The organism is Herbaspirillum sp. RTI4 (assembly GCF_034313965.1).
Taxonomy (GTDB): Bacteria; Pseudomonadota; Gammaproteobacteria; order Burkholderiales; family Burkholderiaceae_D; genus Herbaspirillum.
This window is the reverse complement of sequence record NZ_JAVIWQ010000002.1, coordinates 2,207,657-2,223,546: the sequence shown is the minus strand read 5'-3', so window position 1 is coordinate 2,223,546 and position 15,890 is coordinate 2,207,657. Positions and strand designations below refer to the sequence as shown.

Annotated in this window: 8 protein-coding genes; 5 read left to right on the top strand and 3 right to left on the bottom strand. The window is 54.1% G+C overall.

Annotation, left to right across the window (positions count from 1 at the left end; all coding sequences use genetic code 11):
• Window positions 1–537: 537 nt before the first annotated feature.
• From RGU70_RS10060 to RGU70_RS10040, 5 genes are all read left to right on the top strand, one after another.
• Entirely contained in the window at window positions 538–7,476 is a 6,939-nt protein-coding gene (locus RGU70_RS10060; protein ID WP_322209260.1) for a hypothetical protein, read from the top strand.
• 210 nt (window positions 7,477–7,686) lie between these two features.
• Window positions 7,687–8,571 carry a 50S ribosomal protein L3 N(5)-glutamine methyltransferase gene (prmB, locus tag RGU70_RS10055; protein ID WP_322209259.1) on the top strand — a complete coding sequence of 295 codons (885 nt, stop codon included), beginning with the start codon at window positions 7,687–7,689 and terminating at the stop codon, window positions 8,569–8,571.
• A 202-nt stretch (window positions 8,572–8,773) separates the two neighbouring features.
• Complete coding sequence (locus RGU70_RS10050; RefSeq protein ID WP_322209258.1) at window positions 8,774–10,771, top strand: ATP-binding cassette domain-containing protein; 1,998 nt, start codon at window positions 8,774–8,776, stop codon at window positions 10,769–10,771.
• A gap of 454 nt (window positions 10,772–11,225) precedes the next feature.
• Window positions 11,226–11,987 carry a two-component system response regulator OmpR gene (ompR, locus tag RGU70_RS10045; protein ID WP_322209257.1) on the top strand — a complete coding sequence of 254 codons (762 nt, stop codon included), beginning with the start codon at window positions 11,226–11,228 and terminating at the stop codon, window positions 11,985–11,987.
• A gap of 66 nt (window positions 11,988–12,053) precedes the next feature.
• Complete coding sequence (locus RGU70_RS10040; RefSeq protein WP_322209256.1) at window positions 12,054–13,454, top strand: ATP-binding protein; 1,401 nt, start codon at window positions 12,054–12,056, stop codon at window positions 13,452–13,454.
• A 93-nt stretch (window positions 13,455–13,547) separates the two neighbouring features.
• On the opposite strand, the gene RGU70_RS10035 is transcribed toward RGU70_RS10040, so the two are convergent.
• From RGU70_RS10035 to fnr, 3 genes are all read right to left on the bottom strand, one after another.
• Window positions 13,548–13,985, bottom strand: coding sequence for an Hsp20/alpha crystallin family protein (locus RGU70_RS10035; RefSeq protein WP_322209254.1), 438 nt, complete (start codon window positions 13,983–13,985; stop codon window positions 13,548–13,550).
• Window positions 13,986–14,057: 72 nt separating this feature from the next.
• Window positions 14,058–14,711 (bottom strand): BON domain-containing protein, encoded by a 654-nt coding sequence (locus RGU70_RS10030; RefSeq protein ID WP_322209253.1) that lies wholly within the window; start codon window positions 14,709–14,711, stop codon window positions 14,058–14,060.
• 168 nt (window positions 14,712–14,879) lie between these two features.
• The gene (gene fnr / locus RGU70_RS10025; RefSeq protein ID WP_322209252.1) at window positions 14,880–15,704 is read right to left on the bottom strand and encodes a fumarate/nitrate reduction transcriptional regulator Fnr; all 825 of its coding nucleotides are present in this window, start codon (window positions 15,702–15,704) and stop codon (window positions 14,880–14,882) included.
• Window positions 15,705–15,890 lie beyond the last annotated feature (186 nt).

The following is a 15,890-nucleotide window of genomic DNA, read 5'->3' as shown; positions in this document are numbered from 1 at the left end:
GCGGCGACAAAGGTCTTCAATAACAGCACACAGGCCGACAAAATCATTGAATACAGTCTTTCACAAACTACCCGCACCACTTCCCATACAAAAAAACAATTTAACCAAATCACTTGCAACCGGAAAGGACTGGTCTTGTCCTAGGGTCTGTTGACGTTTCATTGACGAGTGCGAACGCGCGGCAGGCGACGCCTGCAGCTGTTGCCGGAGGGTTTTCCCCAGAAAGCGCATCTCGCAAATGAAACGTCAACAGACCCTGGATTCCCGGTCGCCCTCAAATCAAGGATTCCTTGAACAATTGTCGGGCAAAGGCCGTGCCGATTATTTTTCAACGGACATCTCATGCACACACGCCTCATTGCACCAAATTCACAACAAAAATATCCCGTCGTCGCTGCACCCGCATCAAACTCACATAACAACACCTGCTTCTCCAGCCAATTTCAGGGACATTCCAGCTCCTGCCCTCATCGAAACACCCCTTCGCTCGCCATCCATCCCCGCCCACCATCAAACTGGCGACGACTATGCTCTGCGGTGTTGCATCCCTTGCAGCCCGTTATTGAAAATAGAGGGCTACATGAGGTCATTGCCGAACTGGAAGCGAGCGGCCTGTCACCCGCGCTGGAACAACAACTGGAAAAATTCACCGCCCCCTTCCTGGAACCGCTGGCAACTCACCTGAGTCGCGAAGCTCATTCTACAAACGGCGAAGCCGAATTCGCCGACATGCTGCGACAAACCTGGTCTGTCAACTTTCCCACGCTGCCGCCGGATTTGCTGGCCGGCCTTCACGCCGCCTATAACGAGATTGCGGAAGCGCGCGGCCACAAAACACTGGAGTCCGGCCCCGATCAGATCGGTCGCGCTTTGCTCAGTCTGCTGGCACAAAAAATCGCTGGCGAATTATGTCTGCTACTAGCGCATATCCATGCTCCGCAACTTGCCAGCCTTCCGCAATTGCGCAGTCACTTCCACGCTCAAGTGGAATATGCACCCGGCACCGATACCAAAGGCGACCAGATACCGCTGACAGAAATGCGGCAGGCAATACGTCTTCTGAAATATGAAATGGAAAGCATGGCGCAAACCAAGAGACTGACCGCGCGCGCTGCATCCGATGCCAGCCTGACATTTCGCGAGCTTCTTTTACAACAAGTGTGCGTCGCCCTGCGCGAAGGTCCCTACTGCCTGGAACAGCTATTGCCGCCCGACATTCCCACCTTAAAGCCGCAGCGACCACGCGATTGGGGACTGGTCTTTCTGTGCGCATCAACAGGAATTGCTCCGCCGGCATCCCGCACAGCCCACCCCTCCCCGCACGACGCCGCGTCCTCCATGCAAAGGATGTACAACACCATGGATCGCATGCGTTCCAGCGCTGCATCCTTGTGGTCGACCTTGCCGACCTTGCCGCACCTGCCGGTTTTCCCGCCCTTGGTCGGCGCTTTGCACGCGAACTCGCATGTCCAGAAACGCGCCCCCGACAGTCTGCAAATTTTTCTCACGGAAGGCATTCACAAAGACGCTGGTTTAACCGCCATCTACGAAGAACAAAGACAATCGAAGCTGGAAATTTTCCGCAACATGCACTTCGTCCCCGACGACTTCCCCAAGTTCATGCACCACCCCTGGGTTCTTGACCAGCTGTCGAAATCCGCCGTCGAACCCGGATGGGAAGACTATGTAAGTCGTGCATACAGCAAACTGATCCGGTGGCACCGGAACACCGCTCTGGAGCAAAAAGCAGACACGCTGCAGATCGATACCGACAATGCCGACGATTGGAAAGCCGCGCTGAAAACCGATTGGTACCACAACGGCATGAGCTTTCCGCCACTGGCCTCGCTTGCCCACGCCATCCGGAGCGATGGATTGAATACCGACAATCTGTCTGAATTATTTTCCCTGGCGCATTACGGTCCGAAATTATTTCAGATTGAAGACCGGCAGCAAGAAGCCCTGCGGCAGTGGGCAGTAAGAGCATGGAAAATTTATCGCTCGCAAGCAGAAACCGCAAATCTGGATGACGCCTTAGGCATCATCAGAAGCAGCGCCACCTATTTCAATAGCAAGACCTATGGCTACGATCAGTTTTATCCGTTTCACCAATATGCCTTAAGTCATGCCGGCTTCGGCCATAGCCATTGTCTGCCGACGGCACTGCTTTATCTGAGCTCGGGCGGTGATCACGCGATCATGGAGAACATGCGCGATAACCTGGGTCGGGCTGCGCAGCAGGTCCAGGACACGCAGGCCTTTCAAAAATATAATCCGCTCGCCGTGATTCCCGGCTTGCTCGATCCCATCAACCCCCTGCAACAAGGCAATCTGGATAAAGCCCGCTTTATTGCGGCCAGTTTCCATTCGCTGTATCAGGGCGCCATCTTCCGTGATGAAAGTAAATTCGACAGCCACGATTACCTCAAAGTCTCCACGCCGCAAGAGGTGATCGAGCATGTGCGCAACCTGCCGGTCGGCATGCATGCCTTGTTCCATCAACATGCCATTAAAGGCCTGCCAATAGGGCATACCTGCGTGCTCAGAGTGGCCAAACGAAACTCCGACCATTTGCACTATTATTTATTCGACCCTACCTTCGGCGAATTCCATTTCCGCGATGTGGACTCCCTGAGCGATTTCATCCGGCACGCCACTACGCCTAACATTGCGCCGCCATTTTTTTATTTCCCGGACCTTGCGCTCAAGGCAATCAGCATCGTGCCGAACGCCGACAAGTTGCTTCAGGAACGGCTTCTGCTGCCGCGCTTTGATATTTTGCGCGAAACCCTGCCGCAGCTGAAATTACCCTTCGATCAAATGAAAATCGTGCCGGAATATGAAGCCGCATTCCTGCCCGCCTCCACCGACATGGGCGTCTTCGACAGCATATTGCTCATGCCCGATACCTTGCCGCCCGCGATCCGACAAGCCATCCCCGACGATGTCGTCATCACGCCGGATGAACCACTGCAGATCAAACTCACGCAAACGCGCTGCCTGCGCGGCGAGACTCCCTGCTCCAGTGGCAACCTGGAAATCAAAGATACCAAGGGGGTCGTGCTGCACACCATCACCGATATGGGCATCGTTGCCAACTATCGCCGTCACCGGATGAATTTTTATATTCGAGAAGAAATCCAGTGGCTGTTCACCCGCGCCATTCTCAGCGACAGGCGCTTGTCCAGCGGCTTTTCCTATGCCACTGAGCGCGTGCAGCTCAATGCCGAATACGCGCGCCTGATTTCGGTAGAAGTACACGAGGGGATTGAGCTTTACCAACACACGCAAGAGATTGCGCAAAGCATACAGCTCCATGCACCGAAACAACTGACGGCACTGCGGCAGTTTTACGCATCGGCCATCCGGGGGAATTTACCCACGACGGGCTGGCAAGCAGCACCTGAATTTCAAACCGCGCTGAAATGGATGAACGCACCAGCCCAGCCGGCACAACATGCCTATCGCCGGATGACCTTGTTTTCCAAACTCGGCGCGCTGCTGACCAGCGTGCAAGACTTCCTCGCCTTGCTGGGTCCCGATGTGCCGAAAGAAAGTCCCGAATATATTCTGCAACAATTATCCAGAGGGCGCGCCTCAACCGGGCTCATCCAGCCATCCTCACATGCCCTGAACTGGGCCATGTCCTTGCGATTACAAAACCTGTCGCCGACGCAATTGGGCTTCCTGACGAAAACGGTCGCTGACTCTGCCTCCAATGCACGCAATCTGGTTTTAGCCTCGGCCTTGCCCTCCGGCATGAAAGCCGCGCTGGCGCGTAATCTGGCCGTGGTCTCGGCACAAGTTCCGGGCGCATTGCAATACAGCGGCCACATGATTCACAGCGGCCTGGAATTCATCGGTAATGCGGCGCTGGGAGCCAACACCGCTATCAGCATGGTCAACATGGGGTTCTACGCCAACCAGTTGCAGCACACGAGCGACCCTGACCGCTATACCGCCGTCAGCGGGAAACTGACTTTTTCCGTCCTTGATGCGAGCACTTCGCTGACCGCCATGGTGGCCTACGGGGCCGGGGTGGCGGGCATGGCGAGTGGGCTGAGCCTGTTCGTCATGTTTATCGGCACCGTGGCCTGGCTGGTCGATCAACTCCATTTTGATCCGCTCGAGCAGCGCGCTGGATTACGATTGGTGAACCAGACGCTGACAGAAGTGCGTAACGATTATCGCGCCCCACTCGACGTAAAAATGTATAAGCATTGGCTAAAGCTGGATTTCAATCTGGTAGAAATTGCCGGTACCAACGCCACCCGGCATCGCTGGAATTCGGTAGGAGGCATCGACCTGTCGCGCATAGGCGAAGGGAAAATCGGCGTCAAAGCCGGTAATGCCACTATCGCCTCGCCTACCGCGCATATACCCCGTCATAAAACCCTGCGCGACTGGATCATCGAATCCCGCACCCAATTTGTGATCCCTACTCGCCGGGTCATCTGGAACCCGGTGAAACCCGATCTGAACCACCGCTTGCGTCTGGCCGAATTGTCTCAAGTCGCAGACTGGCAATGGCTGGATGTCCCGTTACCACGCAACGCTACGCACATCGTGCTCTACGCCCCCGACGGAAAAGCCGATGCCGATATCAGCTGGAGCAGCGGTAGTTTGTACAACCTGGAGGATCAGGATCTGCACGGCCCTTTTCCTGGTTTCCCTCTGCTGCTCAAAGACGGCAACCACATCACGCAACTCAGTTCCGAGTTGCAAACCACCACGGCAACGCGCATCGTGGCCGGGGGTAAGATGCCCCTCGTCTGCTTCGTCATGGACAGCAAGCCGGTTCAGATGGAGGTCCATCACCACATCTGCACGCTGATCATGCGACCCAACGCGAAGGCGAGTGTGACAGGCATCCTGCTGCCCGGCAGCGCGATTATCTTGGGCGATGATGACGCTGCGCCAGTTTTTGGCCTCGGCAAGCAAACCGTGCATTGGGAAGGCGATACGCTGCATGTGGCGACGGCGCGCATCGATCTGAGCGCTGCCAGAGCGGCTGGGCCGTTAATGGTGATACTGCGCGGCGTGCAATATTTGCTGCACCCGACGAACAACCACGTGAACGATAAAAACGATTTCCCGCTGGCGGGTGCAAAAATTCGCCTGTCGCATGTCGACAGCGCCAAACTGCCCGAACAGGACGACATCATTCTGGCGAAGCAACTCAATTCCTACGGATACCAGCAGTTCGGCGCAGTCAACATTCTGTACGGCTTATGCAAGGAAAGGCCGGAACTCTTTCCACTGCCGGTGCATATTCTCGATGCCAACAACGCCACTTATTTTTACGATGCGGAGAAGAACGATTTGTTTTCGCCGCAAGCCGTTGGCTGGAGAGGACACTCGTTCGAGCTGATGGTGAAAAAATCTGGTCTGGGCGGCCCCTTGTGGCTGATCCGCAATGACGCGGGAGACGCCTACACCACCCTGCGCAAGAAAGCCGAAAAACACACAGCACATCCCTCCGCCCCACTCTTGCCGCCCGAAATCGGCAGCTTCGCCACGACCAATGCGGGCGAAAACTACCGCCTGAAAATGAAAGTCATCAAGGTGTGGCAAGCGGGCGAAGTGGTGAAATTTCTCTCGGCCCACTCGCTGATTTATTCGCTTGCGCCGAATGGCAAGCCCTTGCTGTGCGGGGCAAAGGCCGAGTGGTGGCGTCAGCATTTCATGCAAAACAATGACTACTCGGGGCTGGCATCGCTCAAAGATGCGCTGCCGGCGCATGTTGGCTGGCTGCACCTCAACTTGCCCCGCAATGAGGTACTCCATGTCGATACCGAACAACGCGTCGCCTTCCTGACCGCTACCGAGGATGTCTATCCGGTGCAATACATCAGAGGTACGGTCAGTGGCGTCTCCCCCTCTCTGACACTGCAACGATTAAACCAGACGGGAAGTTTTGAACAGACCCATATCGATGTGAGCCAGATTGCGCACACCTTTGCCGAGTTCACGACAAGCAGCGAAGGCGTCGCCGCGCTTCCGGGCAAAACAGCCTATCTGCAAGTGCCGCCGCCTGCTGACTGGAAGCCCACTCTGCCGGCCGACAGCGGTTGCCTGATAGGCCCCGGACCGCATGGTTTGGGCATGTTGTGGGGCATCACCGCCAGCTTTGTGGAACGGCTCAGTACCAAGGCCCAGCCTCTCGTGGCACTCGGGACCTGGCTGAGCGAACAGTTGCAAACGGTCGCGGTAGAAGCCAACGTGGAACTGGCTCCCGCCCTCAGCATTGAACACGGCAAGCAGCGTCTGATATTTCACGTCAGAACGCACACCATGGCCATGGTGCCGCAAGGCAGCATCATGATCGCGCACGACGAGCACCTCGCTTGTTTTTACCGCTTCAACGATACCACGCTGCATAGCAGCCGCTTTCAGTCGCTTGAGGGGTTGCACGCCACCGACCTCTCCTCGCTGTTAAGCCATCTGAACCAAACCAGCGATGCCCCCCCGTTTTCGCTGACACGCTTCAACGCTACCCTGCAAGACGCCACCATCGTCGAGGACAGTTTGCAACTGACGACACAGGATGGCCGCGTGCTCGAATTTCCGATCGATCTCAACTTCCCTGAAGACGCGCCCTTTACGCCGTGTTTAATCCGTATCGCGCCGCACTGGTTCACCCTGGAAAAAATTGCCTCTACCGATACGGTGACGATCAACCGCACGCTGAAAAATTACTTTGCGAACGACCCCCGTTATGCCGCAACGTCGGTGTTAGTGGCAGATGTGATTGCAATCGGCCTGCCGGTTACTGCCGGTGCGTATAAAAACGGCTTCTACTTGCCTGAACGCGGACAATATATTGCCCCGCCTTCCGATTTGCCGATGAGCCACGCCAACGGCGATCTCAGCGGCGATTTGTTCCCCGTCAATATCGCGCTGGCCGAGCCCTATAGTTTGTGGAAACGCGGCACGCGCGACCATATCGATGGCAGCTGGTATTTCATTACCGATGGCGTCCAATGGAGCAGCATGGGAAAGCTGGATGAAGTGGAAATGTTCGGCGAAAGCGGTGACCGCTCTTTTATGATCATGCCGTCCAACGAGGCGACGGAGGGCACACTCGGGCAAATGGGCGAGAACATCCGGCACTATGTGGTGTGGCGCAACCGTCCGATACACCGGCACTACGCGCTTTACCTGCACTATACGACGCTTCCGCTGAGCAACATGAGCATCTGGCTGCTGGGTAACGGCGGGCAAACCCGCTCACAGCATTACTCGCTGGTGGTGTCGGAGCATTTTTCGCTGATACCGGGATCGCTTATTCAGACTAAAGTCAGTGACGACTCGGTTATTTTTACCGCCGACCTCCGGGACAGGGAAAACAATACGCTGCAATTGCGCTTTACTGAGCTGGGACCGCTGGATCAGGTCACAGTACAGCGCGGACTGGATCACCGCCAGCGTGAGACTCTGCTCGTTGCCAGCGGCAGTAACGATTCTCTTCAATAAGTAGCGAATTCATTACTTTCTGATAATTTTCTCTCATCATCAAAGAGCGGGCAGCCCTCCCGGACAGCGCTGCCCGCCGGCAATCTGTCGCAGGGAGGCTATACGAAGCAACTTGCGGAGCCGGACAGGATACGGGCATGGTATTGTGGTGGCACGTACGCTTTTACCAATTCCCCCATTTTTTTGATGTATAAATCGAGACCCCCTGTCATGACACCCAATAATTTCGCCACACTGCGCGACGTGCTGCGTTATGCCATCACACGTTTCAACCAGGAAGGCCTGTTTTTCGGCCATGGCAGCAGCAATGCCTTCGACGAAGCAGCCTATCTGCTGCTGCATACGCTGAAACTGCCGCTGGACCAGTTGGAGCCCTTCCTCGATGCCCGCTTGCTGCAAGACGAAATCGATGCGCTCTTGCGCGTGATTATTCACCGCGCTGAAGATCGCATTCCAGCCGCCTATCTCACCAATGAAGCGTGGCTGGGTAGCTACCGTTTTTATGTCGATGAAAATGTCATCGTCCCCCGCTCGTTCATCGCCGAACTGATCCCGGAGCGCTTCTCGCCCTGGATCAAGGACGCTGATGCCGTCACCGACCTGCTCGACTTGTGCACCGGTTCAGGTTGCCTGCCCATCATGCTGGCCGATGCCTTCCCGGAAGCGCACGTCGACGCCGTCGATATTTCTCCGCCAGCACTGGGTGTGGCGCGACGCAATGTCAGCGATTACGAGTTGCAGGAACGCATTACGCTGGTCGAATCCGATCTGTATGCGCAACTGCCGGCAAAGCAATATGACGTCATCATTAGCAACCCGCCTTACGTCAACAGCACCGCCATGGCAGCGCTGCCGCAGGAATATTTGCGCGAACCGCAACTGGCGCTGGACGGTGGCAGCGACGGCATGGATCTGGTGCGCAAGATCGTGGCCGGTGCCAAGTCAAGACTCAAACCGGGCGGTCTGCTGATGGTAGAAATCGGCAACGAACGCGCGCATGCAGAAGCGGCATTTCCCGACCTTCCCTTCACCTGGCTCACCACCAGCGCCGGCGACGATATGGTGTTTTTGCTCACAGCCGAGCAATTGCCGTAAAATCCGTGCTTTGACGCATTGCAACAGACGTCCCCGCCCTTGCGGCGCGGATGCTCTTCCAATGCGCCGCAAGCCCTGATCTCCGGGCGTCGCCGGCTATTTATCCGCCCCAGGTTGCGTTCCCTACTATCAGCATGTTGCTATTTTTTACGACCATTGCCCTCCCAACGGCCATGGTCGCTTTCACTTTTTACGACACCAGATGATCCGTTTTCAGCAAGTCAGCCTCATGCGCGGCGTCAAGCCGCTGTTAGACAACGTCGATTTGACGCTCAACCCCGGTGACAAGATCGGTCTGATCGGTTCCAACGGAGCCGGTAAATCCAGCCTGTTCGGCATGCTGCGCGGCGAACTGCACCCCGATCAGGGCGATATCGACTTCCCTGCCCGCTGGCGCATGGCCTACGTCGCCCAGGAAACCCCGCCACTGGAACGCTGCGCGATCGACTACGCCATCGACGGCGACATCACTCTGCGCAAGCTGGAAGCCGATCTGGCCGCGCTGGAAGCGGAACCGGAAAGCACCGCCAACGGCATCGCTATCAGCGATGTCTACACGGCGCTGGCCGATGCCGATGCTTATACCGTGCGTTCACGCGGCGAGCAATTGTTGCTGGGACTGGGATTTTCGCTACAGCAAATGGAACGTCCGGTCGCCAGTTTTTCCGGCGGCTGGCGCATGCGTCTGAATCTGGCGCAGGCGCTGATGTGTCCTTCCGACCTGCTGCTGCTCGATGAACCGACCAACCATCTGGATCTGGACGCCATCATCTGGCTGGAAGACTGGCTCAAGCGCTATGCCGGCACCCTGATCATCATTTCGCATGATCGCGACTTCCTCGACGGCGTCGTGAACGTGATCGTGCATATCGATGAACGCAAACTGAAACGCTACTCCGGCAATTACTCGGGTTTTGAACGCCAACGTGCAGCACAACTGGAGCTGGCGCAGGGCATGATTGCCAAGCAAACGCGGGCGCGCTCCCATTTGCAGTCCTATATCGACCGCTTCAAAGCCCAGGCCTCGAAAGCGCGGCAAGCGCAGAGCCGGATCAAAATGCTGGCCAAGATGGAAGAGCTGGCACCGCTGCGCGCTGCGGCTGAATTTTCTTTTGAGTTCCGTGAGCCTCTGGCTGCGCCGAATCCGCTGCTGGTGATGGATAAAGTCAATGCCGGTTATCGCACAGAACAAGCCGACCACAGCATGCAGGAAAACATTATCCTGTCGGGCATCGATTTTTCCTTGCAGGGCGGCCAGCGCATCGGTCTGCTGGGCGTCAATGGCGCGGGTAAATCGACGCTGATCAAGACCATCGCCAACGAACTCGCACCGCTTTCTGGCGACGCCCAATTCGGTAAAGGTCTGGTGATCGGTTATTTCGCCCAGCATCAGGTGGAAATGCTGCGTCACGATGAATCGCCTCTGTGGCATCTGGCGCGGATTGCGCCGAATGTGCGTGAGCAGGAATTGCGTAATTTCCTCGGTAGTTTTCAATTTAACGGCGTCATGGCCAGTTCCAGCATCGCCCCGTTTTCCGGCGGTGAAAAAGCACGACTGGCGTTGGCGCTGATCGTCTGGCAGCGCCCCAACCTGCTGCTGCTCGATGAACCGACCAACCATCTGGATCTGGAAACCCGCGAAGCGCTGACGATGGCGCTGGCGCAGTTCGAAGGGACGCTGGTACTGGTCTCGCATGATCGCCATTTGCTGCGTGCGACCACCGATCAGTTCCTGATCGTGGCAGAAGGCAAGCTGGAAATATTCGACGGCGATCTGGACGATTACAAGGACTGGCTGTTCAAAACCAAGCTGGCCGCCAAGGCGGCCGGAACGGTCGCGGCCCTTCCTGTTTCCACCTTCAAGGAAGCCGTCGCAGAATCAGCGCCAGAGGCCCCGGCAGTCGACCGTCGCGAACAAAAGAAAGTGCAGGCAGAACAACGTCAGCAACTGGCAGCCTTGAAGAAGCCGATCGAAGCGCGCATCAAGCGTTTGAATGAGCAAATCGGCAAATGCCAGGTCAAAAAGACCGCTACCGAGACCCAGCTTGCCGACCCGGCCATTTACGATGCCGCCCACAAGGCAAAACTGAAGCAGTTGCTGGCGGATCAGTCTTATTACTCGAAGGAAATGGCGCAACTGGAAGAAGATTGGCTGGCGCAGCAAGAGGCGCTGGAACAACTTGAGGCATCGATCGCGTAAGGCTTTGTAGGATCAAAGGACTCGCCACTCTCCCGGCAGGTCTTTTACTCCCTTGGGCGACCGTAGATATCGTGCCCTGCTTCATTGATCTGCCGGCGCAGTTCGCGACGTTCGTCCGGACTTAACTTGCCACGGCGCGGATCTTGGGCCTCGCGTTCCTGCCTGCGCTCACTGCCGTGATTACTCTGCCCCTGAGATTCATTCCCCTGCTGCCGCGCAGCCGATGGCAAAGCGCTGCAAACAAGTAGCAGAGCCAGGACAGCGCATTTGAGAGAAGAAAAATTCATAAGTCTTTTTGGAGAGGCTCCGACATGGAGCAGCGAGAAGAACCAGCAGCCTGAGTGTAGGACGACAGGCGGGATGGTATAAGATGTTTCTCGTAAGGGATGTAACACTTTGTAATGCCTGAGGCGGCACGCCTTACAGAATAATTTTATGACGGTACCATACAGGCATGAATACAACCGATACCCCAAGCGTCACGCCCCCTGTCACAACCGGGCAGTTCAAAATTCTGGTCGTCGATGACGATATCCGTCTGCGCGATCTTCTGCGCCGCTACCTGACAGAACAGGGCTTTAACGTCATCACGGCCGAAAATGCGCAAACCATGAACAAGCTGTGGTTGCGGGAACGCTACGACCTGCTGGTTCTCGATCTGATGCTGCCTGGCGAAGACGGCCTGGCAATCTGCCGCCGTCTGCGCGGCGCCGACGACAAAACACCGATCATCATGCTGACCGCCAAGGGCGAAGACATCGACCGCATCATCGGTCTTGAAATGGGCGCGGATGATTATCTGCCCAAGCCATTCAACCCACGAGAACTGGTCGCGCGCATTCATGCCGTACTACGCCGTAAAGAGCCGGATGAGTTGCCGGGAGCGCCGTCGGAAACGCCGCAATCGTTCGAATTTGGCGATTTCATTCTCGATCTGGGTACGCGCAGCCTTACCAAAAGCGGTGCGACAGTTCCGCTGACAACCGGCGAATTTTCAGTACTGAAAGTATTCGCCCGTAATGCCCGCCATCCGCTATCGCGTGAAAAACTGATGGAAATGGCACGCGGCCGCGAATATGAAGTATTCGACCGCAGTCTCGATGTGCAAATCTCGCGCTTGCGTAAGCTCATCGAACCGGACCCCAGCAACCCCCTGTACATACAAACGGTATGGGGCCTCGGTTATGTCTTCATCCCTGAGGGAAAACCGCGCTAATGCCTACTGCGCGCGGTAAGGTATTGATAGATGATCTATCGGTATGCAGCGGCAACCGGATTCAATATGTTTAATCAAAGCACGCGCCGGCTGCCGCCAGGATACGGTTTAGGATGGTTCAGGAATGGATTGTTCTGGCGTACTTTTTTCCTGCTCGGATTTCTGATCACCGCCAGCATGGTGGCATGGGTTCTGAGTTATCGCATGGTCGAACGTGGCCCGAGAACAGAACAGCTAGCCGGACAAATTGTGTCAATCGTGACCATTACCCGCGCCGCGCTGACCCATTCGGCACCGGAAATGCGCCGGGAATTACTATTCGATCTGTCCAGCAATGAAGGCATCCGCATCTATCCGCTGGAAAAGACCGATGTCATCAAGCAACTGACGTCTTCGACCACCCTTCCCGAGCTGGAAGCCAATGTCACAGACATGCTGGGCGACGATACGCAATTCGCTGCAAGCGTCAATGGCGTAGAGGGCTTCTGGATCAGTTTCGATATCGACCGCGACGCCTATTGGCTCATGCTTGATCGCGGTCGGCTAGATCGTGTTACGGGCCTTCAGTGGTTTGGCTGGGCAGCCGTCGCGCTCATGCTCTCGCTGTTCGGAGCTGCATTTTTCTCGGCGCTGATCAATCGTCCGCTGGCACAACTCACCGCTGCGGCGCGTGCCATTGCCAAAGGACAGCAACCCCTGCCCTTGCCAGAAACGGGGCCGACTGAAATCGAAGAAGCCAATCGCAGCTTCAATCACATGGTGGCCGATCTCAACCGGGTTGAGTCGGATCGCGTTGTGATCCTCGCTGGTATTTCGCACGACCTGCGCACGCCACTGGCACGCATGCTGTTGGAAGTGGAAATGGCGCATTTATCGCCCGAAGCGCGCGACGGCATGCATAGCGATATTGCACAAATGGATGCAATCATCAGTCAGTTTCTCGATTACGCCAAACCGCTGGATGCCAATAATTTCGGGCTAGTCAATCTGTCCGACGTGATTGACGATGCCAGCATATCCACCAGTCGCCAATCGGATTTACGCGTTAAGACTCAGGTGAGTCCTGGTCTGGAAGTGATGGGAAATCCAACCGACCTTGGCAGAGTCATTCATAACGTACTGGAAAATGCACGCCGTTATGGAAAATCGGGCGACAGTGGTATCGCAGAAATCGACTTGGTGTGCCGCGCCGAAGGCGGCAATGCGATCATAGAAATCAGCGATCATGGCAGCGGCGTGCCGGAACAGGAAATAGAACAGTTGCAGCGCCCCTTTACCCGACTCGATTCGGCGCGGGGCCAGGCAAACGGTGCAGGACTAGGGCTTGCCATCGTGTCGCGCATTATTTTGCGACACAGCGGCAAGCTCTCTTTAAGCAACCGCAGCGGAGGCGGATTGTCGGTACAAATACAGTTGCCACTGGCACCGGCGGGACGCAAGCAGGCGGAAGCTAAACGTAAAAGCTAAGCACTGCCCTGCCAACTGAAAAAATCAATACGGTACCGACCTTTCCGCAATTCTTTTTATTAAAAATGCAAGGTCGAATAATTCACATCTGAATCATTGTATGGACAGTCGCTTCCTGGACTGTTCACTATTTTTTTTCGGCAAGCATAATTTCAAAACGCCGTCTGCATATTTTGCCTCGGCCTTCGACTCGTCCACGCTGCTATCGAGTGTAAAACTACGAAATACTTTGCCTTCATAGCGCTCTGAATAAATCAGATTGCCGTCGCCTTTCTCCTCTTTTACTTTTTTGACTTCAGCGCTGATCGTAATCTGGTTGCCGTCAATATCTATGCGGATATCTTCCTTCTTGACTCCAGGCAAATCGGCACGCACCGAGTAATTTTCCGCATCTTCCGATACATCCAGTTTCAGTTGCAGCCTGTCCAAACCTTCATTCGATGTATCCATCGAAGCCGGTGACAAAAAAACCTGATGGAAAAATTTATTGAAGCGCCGAGTCAATGGATCATAGAGAGAAATCGTTGTCATGATGCATTCCTTAAAAATGAGATATCCAGAATTGGATTTCTGAAAAATAAAAATAGTTGAAACTCACATCAATCAAAAATTGACGTGAATATTATTTTCAATATTGCTGATTCCGGGTGCAGACCAGGCAGCAGTTTCTGCCTGTTGCCGTTCTGCCCACGAACGTACTTTCCCACCAAGAATAGCCTTGTTGCCACTGGTTTCAACCGTGATCTGACTGGCATCGATTTGCGCGTTGCGGATCAAGGCATTTCTGATTTTGGTTTGAATATCGGAAATCAGCGCGACAGGTTTCACCATGATTTTGTTCGTAATTCCCTTTACGCCCAACATGAATTTCAGCGCATCTTCCACGGCAATCCGCTGATACTGCCAGTCGACTTCACCATCAAGAGTGATCCATCCATTCTCGACCGCCAACTTGATCCGCTCCCGGGGAATCAATGCATTCAATTTCAATGCAGTCAGGCTGGACTCTGCAATATCAAGATCATTACGCTGTGAGGCTCCGGGAATCTTCAGCTCAATATCGTCCACGACAGCTTTGACATCAGCGACGCGTTCTGCAGCACGTTCCGCATTCCGTTTCTCGATATATCGGGTCACATATCCGGTCAGGGTCACAATGCCATTTTTAGCAGCGACGCCAATATGTGTCGCATCGATACTGGGTTCCCAATGAAGCTCTTCTGTTACTTTCTGCTGCAAATCACTATCGGAAATCATATTGCTTCTCCTTTTCCATGAATAAAAATCGCTTCGTGAAGCGACCTCAATACTAGGTAATGCAGCGTGCTTTTTTATTGATTTCAGTCAACATTTTTATGTTTCTCTGAGGCAGAATAAACATCAGAAAATTAAAAAAATAATTTTTTTATTCTCTGAATTTTTAACTCAGCCAACTTTTATTTTTATATTTTTTTGATTGACGATCTCAGCCTTGCTAGCTTTCAAACTACCTTCACCGCCACAACTTGCCAGCATCGTCAATTTTTCAATATCCAGTAATTTCACCTCACGTTGATTAACCATCAGCCAACCTTGTTTTTTAAATCGGGTCAAAAGGCGACACACAGTTTCCAAACTCAGACCGATATAGTTCCCGATATCTGCACGTGACATACGCAACTGAAAGCAAGTGGAGGAATAACCACGCACTGCATAATTGGAGGATAAATTGATCAGAAAACTAGCCAGCCGCTGCTCTGCCCTCATGCTTCCCAGCAACAGCATGATGTTCTGCTCACGCGTTATTTCTTCACTCATCATTTTGTGGAAATGATGGAGCAGCCGGGGAATTTCACGGAACAAAGTCTCCAGACGGAAAAATGGAATGATGCAAATCTCGCCATCTTCCAGCGCCATCGAATGGCACTGATGTCGGCCCGTGTGAATTGCATCCATACCCAGCAATGCGCCGGCCATTTGAAAACCATTGATTTGCTGCCTGCCGCTGAAATCAGTTTGGTATGTTTTAAAGTAACCGCAATGAATGGCGTATAAGTTATTGAACGGGTCATCCATTCGATACAAATAATCTCCACGTCGTATGCGACGTCGACTAATAATTTCATAAAATCGCTTGATTTCTTCCTCGCCAAGATTCATTGGCATACATAACTGGCGCATGCGGCAATCGCTACAATTTACTTTCTGCACCTGCTTTTTCAAGCTGAGTTGCGTTATGTGGAGAAGGGGCTGTCCGATCGGAATACTCATTGCATATAACGCTTCATATTGATAAGTCGAAATGAACCCTCATAAGCTTTGCGAATGAGATTGATGGGTAACGGAAATAGAAAATGCGGGGAGTTTTTATTCTTAGATATGCTATTCAGAAATAAAATAAATTGGCGGCCGAATTCTAATTTTTTTCACAGCCATTATTATTTTTAAATAAGCTTT

What these genes read in the sequence shown, in the direction of transcription:
- prmB (WP_322209259.1), top strand. Translation starts at nt 7,687, where the DNA reads ATGACACCCAATAATTTCGCCACACTGCGCGACGTGCTGCGTTATGCC.
- RGU70_RS10050 (WP_322209258.1), top strand. Translation starts at nt 8,774, where the DNA reads ATGATCCGTTTTCAGCAAGTCAGCCTCATGCGCGGCGTCAAGCCGCTG.
- ompR (WP_322209257.1), top strand. Translation starts at nt 11,226, where the DNA reads ATGAATACAACCGATACCCCAAGCGTCACGCCCCCTGTCACAACCGGG.
- RGU70_RS10040 (WP_322209256.1), top strand. Translation starts at nt 12,054, where the DNA reads ATGTTTAATCAAAGCACGCGCCGGCTGCCGCCAGGATACGGTTTAGGA.
- RGU70_RS10035 (WP_322209254.1), bottom strand. Translation starts at nt 13,985, where the DNA reads ATGACAACGATTTCTCTCTATGATCCATTGACTCGGCGCTTCAATAAA.
- RGU70_RS10030 (WP_322209253.1), bottom strand. Translation starts at nt 14,711, where the DNA reads ATGATTTCCGATAGTGATTTGCAGCAGAAAGTAACAGAAGAGCTTCAT.
- fnr (WP_322209252.1), bottom strand. Translation starts at nt 15,704, where the DNA reads ATGAGTATTCCGATCGGACAGCCCCTTCTCCACATAACGCAACTCAGC.